We start from the raw sequence: 23,365 nt of genomic DNA on the forward strand, positions 1-23,365 counted from the left end.
CTGCCCGTGCGACCCCGGAATGCAGGTATGCTTTTCAACGACAACGAGGCGGACGGCGTGCTGGCCGCCTGGCTCGTGTGCATGCCTTCACTTCTTTTCGTACCTGGCACAGCCGTCGTGCCCTCAGGAACCCGCCATGCCCTCTTACCCGCAACGCCTGACCGCCCGTGAAGCCGACATCGGCGGCGGTGTGAAGGTGCACCGCCTGATTCCGTCCCGGCAGCGCCGGCTGATCGGCGCCTGGTGTTTTCTTGACCATGCGGGCCCGGCCGTGTTCGAAACGGGCGGCGGCATGCGGGTGGGTCCGCATCCGCACATCGGCCTGCAGACGTTCACCTGGATGCTGGAAGGCGAAGTCCTGCATCGCGACAGCCTGGGCAATGAACAGGTGATCCGTCCCGGCCAGGTCAACCTGATGACGGCCGGCCATGGCATCAGCCATACCGAAGAGTCGCTGCCCGACCAGGAACGCCTGCACGCCGCGCAGCTGTGGATTGCCCTGCCCTACGATGACCGCAACGTGGCGCCTGCCTTCGACCATTATCCCGACCTGCCGCAGTGGACCGACCAGGGCGCCACCTTCACGCTGCTGGCGGGCGAGATGAACGGCGAACGCGCCCCCGCGCGCATCTACTCGGACCTGCTGGGCGTTGACCTGGCCAGCACGGAACGGGTCACGCTGACGCTGCCGTTGCGGCCCGACTGGGAATACGGTTTCCTGCCGCTGCAGGGCGGTATCGAGATCGACGCCGACGCATTCGGCCCCAATGAATTGGCGTTCCTGGCGCCGGGTACCGACAGCATCACCGTCACCCTGGCGCCGGACTCGCGCATCCTGCTGGTGGGTGGCGCGCCGTTTGGCCGCGAGATCGTCATGTGGTGGAATTTCGTTGGCCACAGCAAAGAAGAAGTGGCAGACGCGCAGCACGCATGGGAAGCGGAATCGCCCCGCTTCGGCACGGTGACCGGCTTCGACGGCCCCCGGCTGGTGGCGCCGCCGCTGGCCTGGCGCTGACTTGACGGGCCGCCGATGTCCATCCCGCATCCTGCCGTCACGCGCCGCGCATCGTCTTCGCTGCCGCTCATCATTCTGCTGCTGGTCGGACTGCTGCTGGGCCTGAACGCCAGCCTGGTCAAGCTGGGCATCGCGGCGGGCTGGCCGCCGCTGTCCTTCTTGTTCTGGGGCGTGCTGGGCGGAGGCGTCCTGCTGCTGGGCGCGGCCGTGTTCATGGGCGATCGCCCTGGCACCCGGCCGCAAGACTTCGTCTACTACCTGGTGGCCGCCCTGGTCAGCATGGCGCTGCCCAATGCCCTGGCCTACAGCGCCGTGCCGCATGTGGGGGCTGGCTTCGTGTCCTTGTGCATGGCCTTCCCGCCCCTGTTGACCTACGTGTTCGCGCTGGGCCTGCGCATGGAAACCCTGCGGGTGGTGCGCGGTGTAGGCATCGTGCTCGGCCTGATCGGCGCGCTGATGCTGACCTTGGGCAAGGCGGGCCAGGGTCCGGTCGAACCGCTGTGGATGGCGGCCGCGATGGTCGGACCGGTGTTCCTGGCAATAGGCAACATCTACCGTACCAAGTGGTGGCCCAAGGGCGCCAGCGCCATGTCGCTGGCGCCGGGCATGCTGTTGGGCGGGGCGCTGCTGGTGCTGCCGTGCGCGCTGTTGACCGGGTCACCGGTACTCGATCTGCCCTGGAACGGTGTCGGCGTGTGGATCGTGATCGTCCAGATGGTCACGTTTGCCACCACCTACGCCCTGTACTTCGTGCTGCAGAAAATCGCCGGGCCGGTCTACATGAGCCAGATCGGTTCGATCGGGGCCGTCTCAGGCGCGGCGATTGCCGTGTTCGCCTTGGGGGAACGGGCCAACGTGTTGCTGGTGCTGGCCGCCGTCGTCGTGTTGACCGGGGTCGTGCTGGTGAGCCGCAAACCTGCCTGATCATCGACACAATGAGGACTTGCCATGCCCGCATCGCGTTCGTCTGCTCCTGCTTCGATTCGTGTTGGTATTGGCGGATGGACGTACGAGCCCTGGCGCGAGACCTTTTATCCCGACGATCTGCCGCAGAAAGATGCATTGCACTACGCCAGCCGGCAGGTCACCGCGATCGAGATCAACGGGACCTATTACAGCGGCCAGAAGCCCGAGACCTTTGCCAAGTGGCGCGATGACACGCCCGACGGCTTCCTGTTTTCGGTCAAGGCCTCGCGCTATGCGACCAACCGGAAGGTACTGTCCGAGGCGGGCGAATCGGTAAACCGTTTCGTCAACGGCGGGGTGACCGAACTGGGCGACAAGCTGGGGCCGATCCTGTGGCAATTCGCCGCCACCAAGGTGTTCCAGCCCGACGATTTCAGCGCATTTCTGGACCTGCTGCCCGACCGTGTCGCCGGCGTGCGGATGCGGCATGTGATGGACGTGCGACATCCCAGCTTCATGACGCCCGCCTACCTGGCGCTGGCGCGCAGGCACAAGGTAGCGACGGTGTTCACCGACTCCGACGAATTTCCGTCCTTCGCGGATCCGACCAGCGATTTTGTTTATGTGCGCCTGATGCAGGCGCAGAGCCGGCTCAAGACCGGATATGAGCCCAAGGCCTTGACCCAGTGGGCGGCCCGGGCCCGTGCGTGGGCGGCCGGGTCCTTGCCTGACGACGTACCGATGGTGCCAGGCGCCAAACCCGCGACATCCGGCAAGCGTGACGTCTGGATGTTTTTCATCAACGGCGCGAAGGAACGGGCGCCGGCGGGGGCGATGGCCTTGATCAAGCGTTTGGACAAGGCGGACTGAGCAAGGGGGCTGAGCAAGGCTGACTGAGCAAGTCGGGGCCTGACCAGGTGAGCCCGTTGCCTGCATCCCGAGCGGGTGGTTGCGTCCAGGGTGATTCCGTCCAGGGTGATTCCGTACACGGCGGTTCCGTACACGGTGATTCCGCCTGCGGCCCTCGCGCAAACGGTCAGATGCCCCGCGGCGGCGCGCCCGCATACATCGCCAACCCGGCCTTGAAGGCCTCGTAGCGCACGGCGCCAAGCTCCTTGCACACCTCGTCTTCCGCCGCTTCGACCGCCGCGCGAAACGCCGTCAACCAGGCCAGGCCCTGGGGCGTGAACGACACGATGCGGGCGCGGCCATCGGTCGGATCGTCGCGCCGCTGCACCAGTCCTATCGTTTCCAGTTCGGCCACCAGTGCGCCCATGGATTGTTTGGTGATGCCCGCGCGCGCCGCCAGATCCGTCAGACGGGTCCCGTCCACATCCAGATTGCGGGTGACCTGGATGTGGCACGGCTTGCATTCGCGGTGGCCCGCCTCGGCCATGAACGCAAGGATGCGCGACTCGAAGCGCGCAACGGCGTTGTTCAGAAGACGGCCGACATTATGTCGACGCCATTGATCGGATCGGGATGATGAGGTCATGGCGTCACTCCGAAGGACGTGCCAGCGTGACGGGGAGCAGCGACCGCAGCGCCGGTGGCAGCACCGGCGGCAGCGCCGGTGGCAGCGGCCTGGCTGCGCGACACCGGCCACCCCAGCGCCTGCCCCAGCACACCCGCCGCATCGGCGTCCGAATTGCCGCGCCAGGCCACGATCTGGTCGGGCCGGATCAGCGCCAGGTCGGCCCCGTACAGATCCCGCGCGTCGGGGTGCGCGACGTCCACCACATCCAGCAGGACACCCCGGCGTTTCGCCGCGTCCAGGAACGCCTGGGCATTGGGCGCCGATGCGCTCAGGCGCAGTACCGTCCAGTCGAAGCCGAACGTGTCGTACAAGGACCGCCCATCCTCCAGCCACAGATGTGGCGGCCGGCCCCCGGGCAAGCGGTGGGCACGTAATCGTTCGGCACATCGGGCGGCGGCGCCGTGCCATCGGACACGATGATGGGCGATCCGTCATAGCGGCCGCCAAATGTGATGCCGGGTATGTTGAACTCCCGGCGTCCATGTTCCGACAGATACGCGCCTGCCGCCGCACGCGCCGCTTCTCCGTCTGCCGTGTCGTCCTCGATCTCTGCCGCGGGCGTAAATCGCCCCAGCGACTCGGCAAACGTGCGGGCGTACGCGGTATTGCGTAGCGCCAGCGGCCGACGCTCGATGCCGTAGCTGTCCAACAAAGCGGGGGCGCGTGCCCACGCAGCACCGCCGCCAGCTTCCACGACAGATTCACGGCATCTTCCACGGCCGTGTTGTAGCCCAGGCCGCCCGTCGGCGTGAACAAGTGGGCGGCGTCGCCCGCCAGGAACACCCGCCGTGTCGAGAACGCGTCGGCCACCAGGCAATGCCCGGCTGTCCAGGTCAGCCGCGACAGAATACTGACGCCGAACGTAGCCCCTGTCGCGGCGTGCAGCATGGCCTTGGCGTCGTCTTCGGTCAGTTCGGCTTCCTGCTCGTTCGCGTGCAACTGCGTGTGGAAGGCAAATTCGCCCTTGCCGTCGACGGCCGCCATGAAGGCTCGCCGGTCGCGATTGAAGCTGACGTTCATCCAGGCCGGCGCGTGCGGCACGACCCGGTAGAAATCCGGTGCGCGAAAGTAGATGGCATACATGCGCCCGCCCATGAAATCGCGCTGCACCCCCGTTTCGCCGCCGTACCGGATGCCCAGGTGCTGACGCACCGCGCTGCGGGGCCCGTCCGCGCCGATGGCATAACGCGCGCGCACGGTCTGCCGGTGACGCGTCGCGCTTTCTTCCAGGTCCACCTCAACGCCTTCGTCGTACTCGCGCAGGGCCAGCATCCGCCATCCGTAGTGCACCGACACGCCATCCAGGCTTTCGGCATGGCGCCGCATGACGGCTTCCACGTACTTCTGCGAGACGCGATGCGGCAGTTCGGCCGCGCTCCAGGCGCCTCGCAATGACTTGACCAAGGTCGTGGCGTCGCGGGCCGATGGCAGCCTGAAGCGTGCCAGTTCGTGCCGCGCGTAGCGCGTGAAATAGGCGATGTCGGTTGGAAAGTCTGGCGACAGCCCCTCTGGCGGACCTCGTCGGCAAAACCCAGGCGCCGGTAGTGTTCCATGGTGCGCGCCTGCGTTGCGTTGGCCTGCGGGTTGAAAGCCGTACCGGGCTTGTCGTCGACCAGCAGCACGCGGACGCCCCGGCGTCCCAGCTCGTTGGCGGCCATCAAGCCACAGGGGCCCCCGCCGATGATCACGACTTCGGTCTGTGCTGGAACCATGGGTGTCTCCGGTAAGTGCCGGCCTGATGGCCGATCGTAAGCCAATCTTACCAATTTGCGGCCCTGGGGCAACCCTTGATCCTGCCGTTGCTGCAGACCAGGAGCCCCTGTCAGGTCTGACAGGCTCATGTTTGCGCCGCGACGCCCCCACAAGGGACTCGCCCGCTCTGGGGCGCCCCGTCGGTTTCCCCTTACTCACGTTCCCCCGCCAGGGGCCGACAAGCTGGAACACCCTGCAGGGCGCGCGACGGCGCTGCCGCAGGCGCATCGTCCCGCTCCCGCCCGCCGGCGGTCCCTCAAGGCCCTTTTCATGAAACTCAAACACCAGCTCTGTGCCGCGTTCGGCGGCATGGCATTGATGGTCCTGGCCACCGGCCTCCTTACGTACTGGAGCGTCGCGTCGATCGAAGCGCGCACCATCGACATGGACGCAGCCGCAACCAACACCCAGCTTGCCCTGAAGCTGCCTGACCAGATGGACCTGATCCGCGAACGCGGCATCAAGAGCCTGTTCATCGACGACGCCAACGACATCCGTACGCTCGACGCCCTGCGCGAAGCCGGCATCCGCCAGAACGACGCCACCCTGCAGGCCCTGCAGCGCACGGTCACCACCGAACAGGGCAAGGTCCTGCTCGACGCCGCCCGCGCCGCCCGCCAAGCCTACCGCGAACGCGAGACCGCCCTGCTGCGCGGCGCCCGCAGCGCGGATCGCGACACGCTCATGGCGTCCATCGACCGGCAACTGGGCGATAGCGTCAAGACCTACCGCGCCGCCTTCGACGCGCTAAGCGAATTCCAGACCGCGCGCTTCCAGGCCAGCCGCGAAGCCGCCCACGCCACCGTCAGCCAGGCGCAAGTGCTGGCCATTGTCAGCCTGCTGGCCTCGGTGGTGATCGCCGTCATGCTGACCGCATGGATCCTGCGATCCACCCAGCGCACCATTGGCGGCGACCCGCAAGACGCCGCGCGCAGCGTGGCCTTGATCGCCAGCGGCGACCTGGCGCAGCACATTCCCTCCGCCCACCCCGACAGCCTGCTCGCCAACCTGGAAAAAATGCGGGTGGAATTGAATGCCGTCATCGGCCGGCTGAAGCTCAACGCCAAACAGCTCGTCAGCTTCGCCAGCGAATTGGCCACGGCGTCCAGCGATGTGGCTGCCGGCGCCGGGCGCGGCAGCGAATCGGCGTCCAGCATGGCTGCGGCCATCGAAGAAATGACGACCAGCATCACCGAACTGTCCCACAACGCCGCGGCTGCCGCCACCTCCACCCAGCAGACAGGCACCGTTGCCGCCTCGGGCAGCGCCAAGGTCATGCAGCTGTCCGACAGCATGACGGTGTTGACGGCCAGCGTCACCGACGCAGCCGCCAAGGTCACCGAACTGGGGGATCAATCCGAAGAAATCCGATCGATCGTCGATCTGATCAAATCCATTGCCGATCAGACCAATCTGCTGGCATTGAATGCCGCGATTGAAGCGGCACGCGCAGGTGACGAAGGCCGCGGCTTTGCGGTCGTGGCCGACGAAGTCCGCATGCTGGCCGAACGCACCGCGCAATCGACCCAGGACATCTCGGCCAAGATCCGCAACATCCAGGCCAACGTGGAAGGGGTGATCGGCATCATGTCCGCCACGGTTGCCCAGGTCGCCCAAGGCGAACAACTCGCCGCCGACGGCGCCAAGGCCATTACCGATATCGAAACCGCAACCCGCAGCGTCATCACGATGGTCCACAACATCAGCGACGCCATTCGCGAAAACTCCATGGCCAGCGAAGACATTGCCAAGACCGTCGAACACATCGCCATGCAGTCCGAAGAAAACAGCCAGTCGTCTTCCGTCGTAGCGCGGACGGCCACGCAGTTGAGCGGGCTGGCGGGGGAACTGGATGAAATGTCGGGGCAGTTCAGGACGCGGTAATCAGGGGGCGCAGTGATGCGCTGAAGCCAGCGCGTTCCAGGGCGCTGCCTTCATGCCGCAGTGCTCTGTCCCAAACGCTGTTTAGTGTTACGCCGATGGCGCGACCGCGGCGCCTTCGATGCCATGACGCTTCAACGCATCCGCCACGAAGCCACTGGCCTTCATGGATTCGACAAAGGCAGCCAGGTGCCGTGCCGCCGCCGCATCGCGCGACTTCGGCAAACCCATGGCCTGCCGGATCTCCATGAAGCGCCCCGGCAGCACCCGTAGTCCGCCCAGCCGCTGCGCATCGCCTTCCAGTTGCTGCCGCACACCGGCCGCCACGTCGGCGCCCTCGGCCAGGAAGGTGTCGACCACCGAAGGGGATGTGGGTGCGCGCACGATGCGCGCCTCTTTCAGCGCGCGGGTCAGGTATAGGTCATAGGCACTTCCCTTGCCGACCACCACCGAATGCGCGGCCTGATCGACCTCGTCATTGCGGGTCAGCGGCGATGCGTCGCGCACCAGATAGCAGCCTTCGATCAGCACATACGGTTCGGTAAAGGCAATCGCTTCGCCGCGCAGCGGATCGACCGCAAAAACCCACATCGGCCGCCTGGGCCGATACCGCGGCAACCGACTCGCCCGCACTCTTGAACACAACCAGTTCATGCTCGACACCCAGCTGCCGGGCAAGCTCGCGGGCCAGGTCGATCGAGACACCGAACGGTTCTCCGCTGGCCGGATCGAGGTTGGCAAGAATCGGATTGCCGACATTGATCGACACGCGCAAGCGGCCGGTCGGTGCATAAGCGTCAAGCAAGGAAGCATCGATAGACATAAGAACTCAATTTTCCACAGAAGGGGTCAGAAAGCCCGGGCTCGGGCCACAGCACAAATCGATCGACGTCGTCGTTTCCAGCGTCTCGGAAAACCAGGCGGATATCGCGGCCTGCCGCGTACCCAGGTAGACAGGGTGACTTTCGTCATCCAGGCGCATGCTCAGGTCGTGACCCGGGACAAGCACCGTGCCCTCCCGGCGCCGCCACCAGTGCCATATCGTGTCCAGGCTGCCCAGGCTGCTGGCGCGGTCGCCGGTATCCGCCACATCGCGCGACAGCAGTTCCGCGCGATTCTTGGCCGCGTCGCCGGTAAACAGCACGTCGCCTGCGTCACTTGTCCAATAGAACAGCAGATGGCCTGGCGTATGGCCCGGGGCGTCGATCGCCTGCAGGCCGGGCAGAAAGACATCGCCGCCCTGCAGCCGGCGGACGGAGGGTGATGCATTCAGCTCCCGCACATACAACTCGGGCAGCGGGTTGAAGCCTGGCGGTTGCGCGGCGGCCCATGCCAACTCCGTGGCGCCGATCCACACCGTTGCGTTTGGGAACAGCACGAAGTTCACGGCGTGGTCGTAATGGGCATGGGTCAGCACGACGTCGGTCACGTCGACAGGCGCAACGCCGCGCGCCTGCAGTTGCTTCAGCAGCGGCTTGCGCATGCCGAACGCACCCACATCGATCAGGACCACGCGGCCTTCGGTGCGCAGCAGCGTGACGGTGCTCCAGCCCAGCCCGCCGTGGCAGACGGCGCGGCCGGGGTAGCCCTGGATCAGGACGTCCATCTGTGGTGGACGTGACGGCGTGGATGCAGCGGCGGACCTCGCTGCTGACGGGGTCGCGGCGGGTGTCATCCTCATTCCGCCTTGATGCCCGCATCGCGCACCAGCGTGCGGTATTGCGCCAGTTCATCGCGCATCAGCTTCGCAAAGTCCGCGCGCGTGCCGCCCACGATATCGTTGCCGCCCTCATCGGCCAGCCGGCGGATCACGTCGGGATCCTTCAACGCGGCCACGGCCGCCGTTCGGATCCGCTCAAGGATCGCCGGGTCGGTTCCGGCTGGCGCCAGCAGTCCCTGGAACTGCGTCACCTTGAAATCCTTGAAGCCCAGCTCTTTCATCGTGGGCACGTCCGGCAAGGCGCTTGCCCGCGTATCCCCGGTCACGGCGAACGGCCGAAGCTTGCCGCCGCGAATGTGCGGCACGGCCGTCACGACGGTGTCGAAGCCGAATGACAACTGCCCGCCAAGCAGATCAGCCAGTGCCTGGGCATTACCCTTGTAGGGCACATGCGTCATGCCCGCCTTGGCCGTCAAGGCCAGCAACTCACCCGCCAGATGCCCGCCCGACCCGATGCCCGCCGACCCATAGGTCAACTTGCCCGGCTGACGCTTCGCCGTGTCGACCAGCTCATCCAGCGACTTGATCGGCGACGCCACCGGCACGACCAGCACATACTGGTAACTGGTCAGTTGCGTGATCGGGGCCAGGTCCTTGACCGGGTCATACGGCACCTGCTTGTACAGCACCGGATTGACCACCAATGGGCCGCTGGCGTCCATCAACAACGTGTAGCCATCGGGCTTGGCCTTGGCGACCTGATCCGTGCCGATCTGGCCGTTGGCGCCCGGCTTGTTCTCCACGACAAACGTCTTGCCGAGCGAATCGGACAACTTCTGGGCAACCACCCGCGCCGTAATGTCCGCCGCCCCGCCCGCCACGTAAGGCACCACCACCGTGACCGGCTTAGTGGGATAGGTCGATGCATCCGCTGCCGCGCCCGGGGCGCTGGTCGCCGCGAGCGCCGTCAAAGCCACTGCCAACAGGCATGCTTTCATGTCTTCCTCCAATAATGCTTATGAGTCGTGCCGGGTTCAAGCCGCGGCACCTTGGTCGGACGGCTCAGGGCAACTGACCAGATCACCCCGCCAGCGCCGCGCATTCCCGCAACTGCGCCAGCACCGCCGGATCGGGCACGAACCCGTCCGCGCGATGGCGCGCCAGCTTCTCCAATTCGATCTCGCCCGGCACGATCACCGGCTTGTCGCCATCCACCGCAGGGCTGCCGTGCAGGATGGCCGCGAAGTCATTCATGCGATCCGTCAGCCACGCCGTCGATCCCAGCACCGACGTGTCGATCAGAATGAAGAAGTGCCCCAGGTTCTGCGGCTCGTCGGGCGCATCCACCCACGACTTCACGTGCGTCAGGTAGGCCGCGTTCGACAGCAGTCCGGCAAACAGATCCACCATCAGCGCCAGGCCATAACCCTTGTGACCGCCCACCGGCAGCAAAAAGCCATCCAGCGCCGCTTTCGGGTCGGTCGTCGCGCGGCCGTCCTTGTCGGTCGCCCACGTGTCGGGAATGGCCACGCCCTGCTTCAAGGCGTTGCGGATCTTGGCGCGCGCCACCACGCTCATCGCCATGTCGAGCAGGAAGGGTTGACCGCCCGGGTTGGGCACGCCAAAGCCGATGGGACTGTTGCCCAGCCGCGCGTCGCTGCCACCCCACGGCGCGATGGTCGTGGTGGCATTGCTGCCGATGATGCTGGCAAAACCTGCCTCGGCCGCCATCAACGAGTACGGCGAGATCGGACCGAAATGGTTGCTGCCTCGGGCAAAGGCCACGCCCACGCCGCATGCTTTCGCGGCCTCCATCGCGGCCCGCAAGGCATGCATGCCCACCAGGGGACCCACACCGTTGTCACCGTCAACCAATCGCACCGCCGACGCCACCGCATTCACAGTGACCTGCGCTGTCGGATTGATGCCGCGGACTTTCAGCCGATCGCCATACGATTCGATGCGGCTCAAGCCATGCGTGCTCAGGCCGAACAGATCGGCAAGCACCAGCACCTTGGCCACGTCTGCGGCGTCGGCCTGGGGCAGGCCAAGCCCTTGGAAAGCCCGTGTACCCAGGGCAAGAAGCTCGTCTTCGGACATTGCCGTCGTGGCATGTGTTTGCGAATTCATGATGATTCCTGATGTTCGTTAAGTGACAGGGTGGCTTCAGCGTCAGTTGGCCTGCAGCCGCGCGGCGTGGACTACCTTGGCCCAGCGCTCGCCCTCTGTTCGGATGAAGGCAGCGAACTCGGCGGGGCCCTGCCCCATCGTCTCGCTCGAATCGTGTTCCAGCCGGTGCTGGACCGCGTCCGACCGCAGCGCCTTGAGCGCCTCCGCGTTCAGGCGCGTGATGACCTCGGGCGGCGTATTGGCCGGCGCCAACAGCCCGAACCATTGCGAACTTTCAAACCCGGGATAACCTAGTTCCGCCACGGTGGGCAGGTCGGGCAACACAGGCAGACGCTTGGCCGACCCGACCGCAATCAGACGGATCTTCTGTGCCTGCACGTGGGGCAACAGTCCGGGCGTGCCCGCCGCCGCCGCATCGATATGCCCTGCCAGCAAGTCGGCAATCTGCGCACCCGTGCCCTTGTACGGCACGTGCGTTACGTCGATTCCCGCCGCCGTCTTCAGCATTTCAAACGCCAGATGCCCCGCGCTGCCATTGCCCGCGGACCCATAGTTCAGCGCACCCGGCTTGGACTTGGCCAGGGTCACGAATTCGGCCAGCGTAGTGGCCGGCGTGCCGCTGGCCACGGCAAACACCATCGGTAAGCGGGCCAGCAACGTGATGGGCGCAAAGTCCTTGTTCACGTCATAGCTCAGGTTCGGCATCATCGCCGGGTTGACCGCAAACGTACCCACGTGGCCCAGCAGCAAGGTGTAGCCATCCGGCCGCGCCCGCGCCACTTCCTGCGTCGCGATCGTGCCCTGCCCGCCGCCCTTGTTCTCCACCACCACCGCCTTGCCCAGGCCCTTCGCCATCTCGGTCGCAATGGCCCGCGCGATCACATCGGAACTGCCACCCGGCGCGTACGGCACCAGCAAACGGATGGGGCGGCTCGGCTGCCACGTCTGCGCAAAAGCCGGGGCCGCTACGCAAGCGGACACAGCGGTGATCGCGGCCGCCACACACCAGAAAGGAAGGCGGCCACGGCGCGCCGTCACGGTTGAAACTTGCACTGTCGTCTCCAGAAAGCACCGGTCGTATCGGTTTGTGCAGCCATTCTCGTGACGCTTGAATATGCTGTAAAGTGCAAATATTCGATCAACTCTTGTGCAAAACGCGTGAATTTCGATCTAGCCGACTTGCGCGCCTACCTGGCCGTGGCCGACCTGGGAAGCTTTCGGGCCGCGTCCGAAGCCATGCATCTATCCCAATCCGCCCTGTCCCGGCGCGTGGACAAACTGGAAGATGCCCTGGGCGTAAAACTGTTCGAGCGCACCACCCGGCGCGTCGACCTCACCACCATCGGCCGCGGCTTCGTTCCCAAAGCCCGCAACGTGCTGAACGAGTTGGAGACGGCCTTGCTCGGCGTGCAAGACGTCGCCGAAAAAATCTCCGGCGAAGTCACCATCGCCTGCGTCCCCTCCGCCGTCGCCTACTTCCTGCCCGACGTCATCCGCCAATACCACGCGCGCTACCCACGCATCCGCATCCGCGTCATCGACGAATCGTCATCGGTCATCCTGACCGCCGTCGCGCGCGGCGAAGCCGACTTCGGCCTGACGTACATCGGCACCCAAGACGCCGATATCGAATTCCATTCGTTATTGCGGGAAGCGTTCGTGGTGGCGTTGCGCGGCGATCATCCGCTGGCGCGCAAACGCAAACTGTCCTGGGCCGAACTGAGCGGCCACGACTTCATCAGCCTGGCCCAAGGCAGCGGCAACCGGTTCCTGGTGGATCAGGCGCTGGCCAACAGTCCGCATCGGCCGCGTTGGTTCTGCGAAGTGCAGCACGTACCGGCGCTGGTAAGTTTGGTAGAGGCGGGGGTGGGAATCGGCGTCGTGCCGCAGCTGGCCATGCCGCCGAAGGGGCATGCCACGCTGGCGACGGTGCCCTTGGTCAATCCGGATGTCAGCCGCGAGATCGGACTGATCCACCGGCGCGGGCGGGCGTTGAGCCCGGTTGCGCAGTTGTTGTTCGATTTGTTGGTGGAGATGCGGCGGTAGGGGTGGCAAGGGCCATCGCCGCCACTGGCCTGCGGGATGGCAAGCCTGAGCGGTTACCGCTGTTGCGCTCTGAGCGCAGCATGTGGAGGTCGTTGAATCACGCATCCGCGTCATGATCCACAGAGTTGCCCAACTCCCGCTCGATCTGCTCAATGCTGGGCAAGCTGGTCTGCAATTCGGCAGGTAAAGACTCTCCACCAGCTGATACTCGGCGACGCCCAGCGGTTGGGTGTTATTGCGCAGTGCGTATTGAGCCACTACCTTATTCTTGCCTTTGCACAGCAGCAGGCCGATGGTCGGACCATCGGTCGGATGCTTCACTTGTGTGTCCACCGCCGTCAGGTAGGAACCCAATTGGCCCAAGTGCTCAGGCTTGAACTTGCCACCTTTGAGGTCAATCACCAGGTAGCAGCGCAGTTCGAGGTGATAGAACAGCAGGTCGATGAGAAATTCGTCACCGCGCACGCAGTCGATGGCGGCCGATGTCGGCGAAGCGCGCGCCCAGCTCCAGCAAGATGTCGGCGACGTGCCTTTCCAGCGCCCTTCAACCTACCGTTCTTTAGCATCATCGGTCAGACCGAGTACGTGGAACCGGTACGGATCCTTGATCGACCTGCGTGTCCAGGGAATTGCAGCGCAAGGAGCGTCGCGGAAAGTTGGTGATCGCCTTGCCCGTGGGTACCAGCAGCCAGGACTCGATTTAAGTCACGTAGTAGGTGGCGTGACCAGTTATATTCGACGGCCTTGGCGAGGTACCACTTGTCGGCATCTAAGCCAAGCAGTTCGTCCAACATCGCTAGGTGTTAGTACCAAGCCAATTGTGCAAGCACCGCTTGCACAAACGAATTCTTGGCCCGACCTCACCAAAGGCATATATGTACTTAAGGTTGCGCAGAAAAAAGCCGTTCATGTTAGGAAAGGCGGTGCGCAAATCCCGCAACAGCAGATCAATCACCTTGGTGCCGCCCCTGAACGGCCTGCTGAGCCAGGATGCCGCCAACGCTTCAGCAGTTCTTGATTTTGTTATGAATGTACCAAGATGCTAAAGCCTAGTTGGCTGCCTAGTAAAAAAAGCCTCATAAAAATCTAAAATCTTACGCAAGCTTCCAACCGTCGTCAGCGGAAGCCGATCCGCCACATCGCCTGGCGCCGCGCACGACTCGGCTAAAAACCAGCCGACTTGCTTCTTACTAGGTTTTGCTGAGGTCTGATAATGGGCTCGCACTAGCTCAACAAACTCTTGCCCAAGCAACTTCTCTATTGCCAAACCGCCAAAAGATGCATCTACATCTCTTAATGTCGACAATCTATCGCCGCCTATGAACCAGTCTTCAGCATACTTGGCAGCGGCTTTTCTACCCTCGGCATCATCATCGAGGAGCATAGCAAAATTCTGCCCTTGCGCCATCAGTTGGCTCAGGACCGGACCTAATGCACCAGACCCTGTCCCAGGCAAAACGTTAAACGAATAAATTCTGCCAGAGATGCGCATTGCTAGTGTTAATGCATAGTAGTCAGAAATTCCTTCAACGATGAGGTATGGCGCTGACCCAATAATTTCCGGCGACACATATTCTAGCTTTTCGATAACAGGCTGAAAGTAGCTAGAGCGCGTCGGAAAACTCGAAACGAATTGGCGGTATGGCGTAGCCGTGATATTGGTAGGCTTGGTATCGAGCCCAAAGTTATCCGAGCTATCGTAATCCAACGCAGCATTCTCGATGATAAAAGCCGCGCCGAGCCAACGCGGGTTTATCATATGATGGCTGTGCGTAGAATATATGATCTTGTTCTCGTCCGAAGCAATTTTTGAAAAGCTTGTCAGCAGTTCAGCCTGCGCTTTAGCGTGAAGATTCGCCGCAGGCTCGTCGAAAATAAATATAGTTTTACGTTCTTTACCTTTTTTGAAACCTGTAAAAAGCAGAAATGAAAAGAACCAGCGGAATCCGAGCGACCTTTCGTTAATGGCGTACTTCGACTCTCCATCGGATACATGAAACGTAGCATATGGAAGGTCACCCTTTTCTGCATCAACGTTCCAGTCGATAGAGATTGATTTCGCCGATATAGCGCGCTGAAATACCCTCTGCCAGCTCCCAATCACTTCTTTAGTAATAGCACTCGATATTTTTTGAAAAACTGAATCAATTGGCGTTTTACTTGCACTTCCGAATAACATTGAAAGCCAAGTCGCACTTTTTTGGCTTTCCTTGTAGTCCTCAATCCGCTTTGCCACATGTTTTTCTAACGACAAGCTTTCATGCAGGCTATCAAGAATATCTTGAAGCACAAATCTGTAATGCCTGTTTTGCGCTGTTTCTCCTTGGTGTTCTTGGAGATATATTCTTGCCGGCATGTCGACCAGAAACGTCGGAAAATATGAAACCTGCTGCAGACGATCCTGAACGAAGTCAACGCTTTCAGACCAAAAATCGTCCTGATCACTGTCCGTCGGACGTTTATAGACCTCGAAATTTTTTCCTCGCGCTTTCCTTACCATTAACGGCAAAGCCCAAATATTCTTCGTGCCTTTGAGCGTGCTGTCTTCGAAAGAAAAGGTTCTTGTCGCCGTTATGGGTGTCATAAGGGGAGCGGGATCAAGGACAAGACTGAACTTTTTTGCTAGGGCCTGAAGCCCTTCGATATCCTTCTCAATTAGCGATATTTCAGCACCGACTCTTATTTTTCCAGAGTACGCCGCTTTACGGTGCATCGGGATCAAGCTCAAACCAGTAGCTTTGGCATAGGGACCGTCGAACAAGCTTGCAACCGACCTGTCTCCAGTGACGAAATGCGAGAGTGCCTCAAGAATGGTCGTCTTCCCGCTTTCGTTTAGTCCAATCAACGTCAAAACTGGGCTAGTCGCTTTTCCCTCGAGATCAATTTCAACATTCTCAATCCCCTTAAAATTCTCGATGAAAAACTTGTTGATCCTCGGCATTCCATCCCCTTCACTTAACACAGAATGAAGAAAATCCTTCGATTAAAGCACCTGAGACACGATAATCACACTATCCCAAAGCGACTGATTACGTCTACAGCGAAGCTCCTGCTGCTGCGCTTACGGCTTAATTTGGGGTGTCACTAATGAACGCTTTTTAAGAGTGAAAGTGAGTTTCGGCACTGCAGGCAGTCTTAACTTCGTTACAAGCGTCCTTATCTTGATGAACTAGGCGTAGAAGATCGCAAACGCCCATCATAATATTTTTTGAGTAACAAGCTAGCATTACTCGAGCTGCCGTCACTGTGGCTTTACCCACTGACGGGTTAAGTATGTCGGATTGCGCCGGGAGGAAGCGATCGATTTTCTGCCTAGTTATGTGGATTTGGGGGGCAACATCGCCCTTAAAGGATCGGGGACGAATAACGGTCGGGAGCGCACAGTGCCCATCAGCACCGCGGAGCAACGCGACGTGCTCCAGGCAGCACACCACCTAGCAGGCACAAGGTCATTGATCCCAGCAAACAAGACCTACATCCAGCAACGGCACGTCTACGATGGGCAGTGCAAGGCGGCGGGTCTGAGCCATACGCATGGCCTTCGTCATCAGTACGCGCAAAGCCGCTATGAGGCTCGGACGGGGTGGCCTGCACCAGCAGCGGGAGGGCCACCCGTCAGGACGCTGAGCGATACACAGCGAACCCAGGATACCGCAGCACGACAAATCATCAGCCGAGAGCTTGGGCACGAACGGCTGCAAGTTACGGCTGTTTATCTCGGAAGATAAACAGCTTGGCATCCGCTACTTCACCACCTCCATCAGCTTGCCGAAACTGTCCACCACGTCGTACTTGACGTTCTCCGGGGCGTAGCGGCGGTTCATCTCGTCGAAGAACTTGCGGGCACACTTGATCTTGGTCTTTTCGATCTCGCGCAGGTCCATCGAGGACATGGACCCCTTGGTTTCCGCCACGAAATAGATGTGCTTGACCGCGCCTTCCTTGAAGCTGATCGCCCAATCCGGGTTGTAGTCGCCCACGGGCGTGGGAATAAGGAACCCGCGTGGCAACTTGGCATAGACCACCACTTCATTTGCTGTGTCCAGCTCTTTCACGAACTCCCGCTCCACCTTCGAATCCGTCAGCACATAGTCGTAGATGTGTCGCTGGAGCTTGTCACCGGCCTTGCTGAAGTCCTGCTTGGTCTGCCCGGCAGTGAAGATGTCGAGGTCGAACTTGTCCTCGACGGGATCGTAGGCCAGATGTTCGATGATGACTGTGGCTTTCTGCTCGTTGATAAGTCGCGTGGCCTCGGCGATGAAACTTTCCGGGTTAGTCTTGAACTGCGCAAAAACCGCGACGTTAATACCCTTGAGGATTTCCGCCACCATGCGGCGAGTCAAGTGAGTACCTTCGGCCAGCTTGCCGATCAGGTCGTACTTGACTGCAGAATGAATCGACTGCTTGTTGTATTCGGTCTTCGTTTCGGAAACCTTGAAACCATCGCCATGCTTTAGCGCCTCACCAGTCACCTGGTCGATCTGTTCGCCAGCCTGGATGGTGTATTGCAGCGGGGTCACGCGCAGAGCTGCGTCCAACTCCTTGACCGCCTTTTGCACCAGCTCGTCCGAGTCGAAATCGACACTGTAGGCCGCCTTGCGATTGATGCGGTTCCACAGCGCCTTGAACTCCTGCTTGTCGAAATTGGCGTTGAGCGGGTTCTTCTTAGGTTTACGGTCGTCGCCAATGTCGGGCAACTGGCTGGCGCTGAACACACTGTCGATAAGCTGGTACACCTGCGCGGCGTGCGGCTTCAGCTCGTCTGGCAGATCGGCCAGCGTTCCAGTCTTCTTGGCATCGTGATACGCACCCGCGATCCGATCTGAATCGTCTGTGTAGTCGTTCTTGACCAGATAGCGGTAGATTTGCTTCGCTAGTTGCGGCGTAACCGGCACGTCCCCGGTCGCCGTTTTCAGCACCTTGCCGGTAAAGTATTCCTCGTTTGCCACGCGCGGACGTTCCGACAGCGAATCGCTGATGTCCTTCTGCAGCGCGGCCACAAAGTCCTTGTAGCTCTCGCTGGCGACCACGGTCAGCACGTTCACGTCGTGCACGGTAGCCGGATGATCCATCCGGTCGCCCGTCTGGTTGACGGACAGCCGCAAGCCACGCCCCACCTCTTGTCGGCGTGTGACCTCGTTGTTGTAGTAGGGATGCTTCAAGAAGCAGATCACGAAGACATTAGGGTTATCCCAACCTTCGCGCAGGGCCGAGTGCGAGAAGATGAAACGTACCGGCTCTTCGAATTTGAGGAGTTGCTCCTTCTTTCGCAGAATCAGGTCATAGGCATCCACATCGTCCGACAAGCCTTTGTTTTCACCTGTCTTCGCAATGCTCGGATCAACGTCGCGCTTGCTCTTCTTGTCGATGGAGAAGTAGCCGCTGTGGGTCTTGTCGGCCGGAATGCCCTTCAAGTACTTGACGTAGGCAGTCTCGTCCAGATGGAGCACCTCGTTCAGGTACTGTGTGTATTCCTCTTCAAAGATGCCCGCGTATTGGCCCTTTTCGTCCACCTGTGCGTAGTCGCGGTACTTGACCACCTCATCAATGAAGAACAGGGTCAGCACCTTCACGCCCTGTTGGAACAATGCCTGTTCCTTGTCGAAGTGCGCCTTGATCGCCTCACGAATCTGGATGCGACGCAGCGCCGCTTCAGTCACGTCGCCAGTGGCGTCACCGACCGTCAGCTCCACGCCATTGGTAAAGCTCAGGGTGTCGGTGTTGGCGTTGATGTCTGCCACCACATAGTCGCGGTACTGATCCAGCCCGCCCGACAGATCGAACAAGTTGTTGCCTTTGCTGAGCTTCTTCACCACGCGCTTGATGTTGCCTCCCGTCAGCTTCTGCTCGAACTCGACGCGTGCCTCGGGCGGCTTCTTGCTCGAAATCTCGATGGACTGCAGGTACAGATAACGCGCGGTACCCGCCAGGCCCTTCACCGCGATGCCGCGCACGGCAATTTTCTTAACCAGCTTCTGGTTGTAGGCGTCCAACGCATCCAGGCGATGAATCTTGTTGTGGGTGGTCTTATGGGTGGCCGAGTAGCGCAGCACCATCAGCGCCTTAAACGCCTCCAGCGATTTCACCGTCGCCGCACCTTCCATCTTCTGCGGCTCATCCAGAATCAGGATCGGACGGTTGGCACTGATCACGTCGATGGGTTTGCGGGACTGGAAGTCATCCAACACGTCGTAAATGCGACGGTTTTCCGCCCCGCGCGAGGCGAACGCCTGCACGTTGATCACCATCACATTGATGCCCGCGTCCGACGAAAAACTCTCAAGGTGGTGCAGCTGCTTGGAGTTATAGATGAAGTAGCGCGCCTTCTTCTGGTACATCTCCAGGAAGTGCTCGGCGGTGATGTCCAGCGACTTGGCCACGCCCTCGCGGATGGCGATACTGGGTACCACGATGATGAACTTGCTCCAGCCGAACAGCTTGTTCAGCTCGAAGATGGTCTTGATGTAGCAGTAGGTCTTGCCCGTGCCGGTTTCCATCTCGATGTCGAGATTGACCTTGGCCACCTTGGTTTTGACCAGCGCATCCGACAGCGGCAGATTCTGACCCCGCTGGACGGCCTGGATGTTGTCCAGCAGCGCTGTTTCCGACAGCGTGAGGTCAGCGTTGCGAAACGCAGCCTCCTTTTCCGCCGCAGCCTCAGACGAAGCGGCCTCCAGCGCGAGCGCTGCTTGCGGGCTCTCTAGGGCTGCTTTCCGGCTACCAGGATCGAGCCGGTAGCGAATGCCGCCGTGATGTGGAACCTGCCCCTTGAAGCAGTCCACCACCGCCTGCACTGCCGCCGTCTGGTAGGCCTGCGTCTTGAACTTCAGTTTCATCGCCGCTCCCTCAGATGCTCTTCACTTCGGTGGATGGCGACAGCAGCTTGAAGATCTGCTCCACGTTGATCTTGACGGCGCTGTCCTTGAATCCGGCATCGCGGAACACCACACGCAGGGGCTTGTGCGTGGCCAGTTCCTTGACGAACGCTTCGTCCACACCACCGTGCGCGTCAAAACAAGCAGCCAGAGCGTTGCCATCGCCAAAGAACACGTCCTTGCCCTGGATGACCTTCTTCTCAATGGGTAGGGCGAGGTCAACACCCCAGTCCAGCATCACCTGGAACAGCAGGTCTTCCGCCGTGCGGTCAGGCTTGATGTTGTCGACGAACAGGTTGAGGTTGGCTTTGTCGAGCGCATCGGGGGCGTAGTAGACGTCGGCCATATTGGAGGTTTCAATCCTTAGGACGCGAAAACCAACGTCCACGTTCGGGTACTCATTGCTGATTTTCTTCCCCGCACGACGGATACGTTCTTTGCCAATATCTGCGATGGATTCGTAGCCGGCTTTAAATGCCTCACTATGCATATCAGTTAACTCTGGCAGTTGCACCATAATGAACTTGCGAGCGCCACCATCATCAGCGTTGAGTTGCATGACCGCGTGGGCGGTCGTTGCGCTTCCGGAGAAAAAATCTAGGATCAGGGATTCCTCATTCGACCCTATTGCTGTTATCAGCTTGATCAATGCAACCGGCTTCGGAAAATCGAAAATCCCCTTGCCCAACAATGCCTGCAACTCCTTGGTTCCCTTATTTGAAATAATTTCCTTGTCGGCCAATACCGTTTTCGCCATCTGAGACAGTTTTCGCTCTTTCTGGAAAATCCGAATTTCTCCATCTTGTCCCTCGTAAGCCAGCAAACTATCTTTTTCTTTCTCAGACTTGTCTTTGCCCCAGCGCCAGACGCTCTGCAACCCATCAACAGTACTCGCCTCAACCTTAACGGCTCCATCGAAGGGAACGGTGAATACCTTGAAAAATCCGTTGGCATCCGATTTTTTCTTGTCTACAAAGAACGGATATCTAAGATTGGGCCTGTTCGTTGAATTAAAGGCCTGCACATTTCTGTTTCGCAATCCTTTGAGCGTAAATCCTCCAAATTCATCGCTATGTGGATGTTCAAGACCTTCGACGAATATCTCATTCAAATTGGCATATTCTTGATTTTTGCAGTACGCCAGCATGTAATCATGCGTCTTGGCAAAAGAACCGTACCTCCGCCCCTCTGGTTTGACAATCACGGTTAGTTGAGCCACGAAGTTTTCGCCACCAAAAATCTCATCACAAAGCCGGTGGAGATTGGAACCTTCGTTGTCATCGATTGAAATAAAAATCACGCCATCGTCGGCAAGAAGATTACGCGCCAGCTTTAACCGAGCATAAATCATGCTCAGCCAGTCCGAGTGAAAACGGCCATTGCTCGGCGTGTTGTGTGTTAGTCGATTTCCTTCTTCATCTTTTTGATTGCTGCGAAGTTTGTAAGACTCCATATCCTCGGCAAAGTCATCTTCGTAGATGAAATCGTTGCCCGTGTTGTACGGCGGGTCGATGTAGATCATCTTTACCTTGCCCAGATATGTTTCCTGCAATAGCTTCAAGGCATCAAGGTTGTCGCCTTCGATGAACAGGTTCTTCGTCGTATCGAAATCCACGCTTTCCTCGCGCACCGGGCGCAGGGTCTTGACAATCGGCGCATTGGCCGTCAGCAACGCCTCGCGCTTGCCTGGCCAATTGAGGTGATAGCGCTCCTGCGGCCCCTCGACGATGGAGCTGGACAGCTCCTGCCTGAGCTGGTCGAAGTCCACCTTAAGCGCGACGCTGCCGTCCTCGCCTCGCGCCTCGGTCACGCAGCCGGGGAACAAGTCGCGGATGCGCGCGATGTTGTCTTCGGTCAGGTTGGGCGAGTGCATCTTCAATTTATCCATTACTCAATCTCTTCTTAAACGGGTGTTCTCGGCATCGAAGTGAAAACAGGCTGCAAAGCCTTATTCGTCATCCTCACCGTCAAATCTCTTCAACTCTGAAAATCTGTCTTTCATGGTGGGGTTGCCATGCGTCAGTTTTTTGATCGTCACGTCCTGCGCCTTATTGTTGGCCAGGCGCAGATTGCGATCGGTGCTCAGCAAAGCATCCTTGGTTTTCTGCAGATGATCGATCGACTTGTCGATCTCTTCGATGGCCTTCGTGAATTGCCTAGAAGCGAGATCGTAGTTCCTTTCAAACCCTGTCTTGAACGCTTCCAGCTTACTTTCAAAATTGGTGATATCGATATTCTGGGCCTTGACCAGTGTCAGTTCCGACTTGTAAACCAGGGACTTCATAGCCGCGTTACGCAACAATGTGATGATCGGAATAAAAAACTGTGGCCGGATGACGTACATCTTTGAGTATCTATGGAATACATCGACGATTCCGGTGTTGTACAACTCGCTCTCGGGCTCAAGCAGAGAAAACAGAACGGCGTATCCGCAGCCCTTCTCTGTTCGATCCTTGTCCAGTTCCCTCAAGAAGTCTTCGTTCCTCTTTTTGGTCGCCGTTTCATCGCTCTCATTCTTGATTTCGAACATGATTGAGACGATTTCGATGCCATCCTCATCCAAATCCGGAAAATTTAGTCGCCTTTGCTCCCGCTACGCGCGTCGTTGTCTTTCTCAAAGTACGCTCGCGGAAAGCTGTGGCACGAATCCGGTTGAATTCGATTTCGCAGTGCAGTTCGAGAGTTTCACCAACCATTTTCGTCGACAACCGAGCCTTCATATCCCGAAGGCGTTCGATTTCGTGCTCGCGATCCTTGATCTGTATTTCGTACCTTTCCTTCAGCGACTTTTCGGCCAGATCCTTCTCAAGCTCCTTGCGCTGCAAGCCGCTCTTCAGTTCATCGCGCTCCTTTTCAACTGCGCTGACGGCTTCAGTTACCGCAATTTTTTGCGCAAGATTGCTGGCATCCAGTTTCGATTTCAGCTCTTGTATCTCCGCCTCTCTTGCCGCCGCTATTTTCTGCAATTCACTGGCAAGTCTTGCCTCCGCTAATGCTGACTCGGCTTGCTTGTCGCGCTGTGCTTGAACCAAGTCGCTGGCCAGCGCGTCACGCTCTTTCTCTATGACCTTCAGCGCATCTGCCACTGCCAGTTGCCGCGCAACATCTCCGGCGTCCAGCTTGGCCTTTAACTCTTTGATCTCCCCCTCTTTGTCAGAGAGGGATTTTTGTAGGTTAGCGGTAGCCTGGGCTTCAGCGAGCGCAATGGCGGCTTGCTTTTCAAGCTTGGCTTGATCCAGTTCATTGGCCAGCGTGTCACGCTCTTTTTCCATTGCGCCCAGCGCTTCGGTTACCGCGAGCTTGTGCGCAACCTCGGCGGCATCGAGTCTGGCCTTCAGTTCCTGGAGTTCGGCGTCTTTCGCAGAAGCAGCCTGCTGCAACTCGCTGGTTATCTTGGCCTGAGCAAGCTCAACCGCATTACATTTCTCCTGTTCGGCCAACTCCAGCCGCTCATGCAACTGCTTTTCAAAATCATTGTCGCGTACTTGCTTCAGTATGTCCGCATACCCAGCCTCATCAATCTTGAATGCCTTCCCGCAGTGGGGGCAGATGATTTCATGCAC

General features: G+C 60.0%; 15 protein-coding genes and 6 pseudogenes. 6 read left to right on the forward strand and 15 right to left on the reverse strand.

From position 1 onward, the window contains the following. Positions 1–136: 136 nt before the first annotated feature. Genes ACNANG_RS10580 through ACNANG_RS10590 form a run of 3 tightly spaced genes read left to right on the forward strand, consistent with a single transcriptional unit; the run spans position 137 to position 2,791 of the window. Positions 137–1,015 (forward strand): pirin family protein, encoded by an 879-nt coding sequence (locus ACNANG_RS10580; RefSeq protein ID WP_420227129.1) that lies wholly within the window; start codon positions 137–139, stop codon positions 1,013–1,015. Positions 1,016–1,030: 15 nt separating this feature from the next. After that, positions 1,031–1,939: a DMT family transporter gene (locus ACNANG_RS10585; RefSeq protein ID WP_420227130.1), complete on the forward strand. Its 909-nt coding sequence runs from the start codon at positions 1,031–1,033 to the stop codon at positions 1,937–1,939. 24 nt (positions 1,940–1,963) lie between these two features. Then, a complete protein-coding gene (locus ACNANG_RS10590) occupies positions 1,964–2,791 on the forward strand; it encodes a DUF72 domain-containing protein (protein ID WP_420227132.1) in 828 nt (275 codons plus the stop codon). A gap of 166 nt (positions 2,792–2,957) precedes the next feature. Here the strand turns inward: ACNANG_RS10590 and ACNANG_RS10595 are convergent, their stop codons facing one another. The 5 genes and pseudogenes from ACNANG_RS10595 to ACNANG_RS10615 form a co-directional block, all read right to left on the reverse strand. Then, the gene (locus tag ACNANG_RS10595) at positions 2,958–3,416 is read right to left on the reverse strand and encodes a MarR family winged helix-turn-helix transcriptional regulator (protein ID WP_420227509.1); all 459 of its coding nucleotides are present in this window, start codon (positions 3,414–3,416) and stop codon (positions 2,958–2,960) included. Next, positions 3,413–3,769: a hypothetical protein gene (locus tag ACNANG_RS10600; protein ID WP_420227133.1), complete on the reverse strand. Its 357-nt coding sequence runs from the start codon at positions 3,767–3,769 to the stop codon at positions 3,413–3,415. Before ACNANG_RS10600 ends, ACNANG_RS10595 begins: the two co-directional genes overlap by 4 nt. Further along, a complete protein-coding gene (locus ACNANG_RS10605; protein WP_420227134.1) occupies positions 3,727–4,152 on the reverse strand; it encodes a hypothetical protein in 426 nt (141 codons plus the stop codon). Before ACNANG_RS10605 ends, ACNANG_RS10600 begins: the two co-directional genes overlap by 43 nt. A 20-nt stretch (positions 4,153–4,172) precedes the next feature. Then, positions 4,173–4,784, reverse strand: a pseudogene (locus ACNANG_RS10610) (FAD-dependent monooxygenase); the annotation flags it as partial. Between the two features lie 224 nt (positions 4,785–5,008). Then, positions 5,009–5,299 (reverse strand): annotated as a pseudogene (locus ACNANG_RS10615) (FAD-dependent monooxygenase); the annotation flags it as partial. A 181-nt stretch (positions 5,300–5,480) separates the two neighbouring features. On the opposite strand from ACNANG_RS10615, the gene ACNANG_RS10620 reads away from it, so the two are divergent. Continuing rightward, positions 5,481–7,094, forward strand: a complete 1,614-nt coding sequence (locus ACNANG_RS10620) for a methyl-accepting chemotaxis protein (RefSeq protein WP_420227135.1) — start codon at positions 5,481–5,483, stop codon at positions 7,092–7,094. 87 nt (positions 7,095–7,181) lie between these two features. Here ACNANG_RS10620 and ACNANG_RS10625 read toward each other — a convergent pair. The 5 genes and pseudogenes from ACNANG_RS10625 to ACNANG_RS10645 all read right to left on the reverse strand — a co-directional run bounded on the left by ACNANG_RS10625 (position 7,182) and on the right by ACNANG_RS10645 (position 11,934). Beyond that, a pseudogene (locus ACNANG_RS10625) lies at positions 7,182–7,914 on the reverse strand (transporter substrate-binding domain-containing protein). 6 nt (positions 7,915–7,920) lie between these two features. Beyond that, complete coding sequence (locus tag ACNANG_RS10630; protein WP_420227136.1) at positions 7,921–8,697, reverse strand: MBL fold metallo-hydrolase; 777 nt, start codon at positions 8,695–8,697, stop codon at positions 7,921–7,923. Between the two features lie 71 nt (positions 8,698–8,768). Beyond that, positions 8,769–9,749 carry a Bug family tripartite tricarboxylate transporter substrate binding protein gene (locus ACNANG_RS10635; protein ID WP_420227137.1) on the reverse strand — a complete coding sequence of 327 codons (981 nt, stop codon included), beginning with the start codon at positions 9,747–9,749 and terminating at the stop codon, positions 8,769–8,771. A gap of 82 nt (positions 9,750–9,831) precedes the next feature. Further along, positions 9,832–10,881 carry an Ldh family oxidoreductase gene (locus tag ACNANG_RS10640; RefSeq protein WP_420227138.1) on the reverse strand — a complete coding sequence of 350 codons (1,050 nt, stop codon included), beginning with the start codon at positions 10,879–10,881 and terminating at the stop codon, positions 9,832–9,834. Positions 10,882–10,923: 42 nt separating this feature from the next. Continuing rightward, a complete protein-coding gene (locus ACNANG_RS10645; RefSeq protein WP_420227139.1) occupies positions 10,924–11,934 on the reverse strand; it encodes a Bug family tripartite tricarboxylate transporter substrate binding protein in 1,011 nt (336 codons plus the stop codon). 105 nt (positions 11,935–12,039) lie between these two features. Between ACNANG_RS10645 and ACNANG_RS10650 the strand changes: the two genes are divergently transcribed. Then, positions 12,040–12,927, forward strand: coding sequence for a LysR family transcriptional regulator (locus ACNANG_RS10650; protein ID WP_420227140.1), 888 nt, complete (start codon positions 12,040–12,042; stop codon positions 12,925–12,927). Positions 12,928–13,182: 255 nt separating this feature from the next. On the opposite strand, the pseudogene ACNANG_RS10655 reads toward ACNANG_RS10650, so the two are convergent. Then, positions 13,183–13,392: pseudogene (locus ACNANG_RS10655) on the reverse strand (PDDEXK nuclease domain-containing protein); the annotation flags it as partial. A gap of 577 nt (positions 13,393–13,969) precedes the next feature. Next, positions 13,970–15,868, reverse strand: coding sequence for an ATP-dependent nuclease (locus ACNANG_RS10660; protein WP_420227141.1), 1,899 nt, complete (start codon positions 15,866–15,868; stop codon positions 13,970–13,972). Positions 15,869–16,205: 337 nt separating this feature from the next. Here ACNANG_RS10660 and ACNANG_RS10665 point away from each other — a divergent pair. Continuing rightward, positions 16,206–16,655: pseudogene (locus ACNANG_RS10665) on the forward strand (integrase domain-containing protein); the annotation flags it as partial. 15 nt (positions 16,656–16,670) lie between these two features. Here the strand turns inward: ACNANG_RS10665 and ACNANG_RS10670 are convergent. From ACNANG_RS10670 to ACNANG_RS10680, 3 genes and pseudogenes are all read right to left on the reverse strand, one after another. Next, positions 16,671–19,763: a type III restriction-modification system endonuclease gene (locus ACNANG_RS10670; RefSeq protein ID WP_420227142.1), complete on the reverse strand. Its 3,093-nt coding sequence runs from the start codon at positions 19,761–19,763 to the stop codon at positions 16,671–16,673. A gap of 10 nt (positions 19,764–19,773) precedes the next feature. Continuing rightward, on the reverse strand, positions 19,774–21,690 hold the full coding sequence (locus ACNANG_RS10675) for a site-specific DNA-methyltransferase (RefSeq protein ID WP_420227143.1): 1,917 nt from the start codon (positions 21,688–21,690) through the stop codon (positions 19,774–19,776). Between the two features lie 60 nt (positions 21,691–21,750). Then, positions 21,751–23,365: pseudogene (locus tag ACNANG_RS10680) on the reverse strand (DUF2130 domain-containing protein).

Origin of the sequence: Pigmentiphaga litoralis, from assembly GCF_048632615.1 — a bacterium.
GTDB classification, from domain to species: Bacteria; Pseudomonadota; Gammaproteobacteria; order Burkholderiales; family Burkholderiaceae_B; genus Pigmentiphaga; species Pigmentiphaga litoralis_B.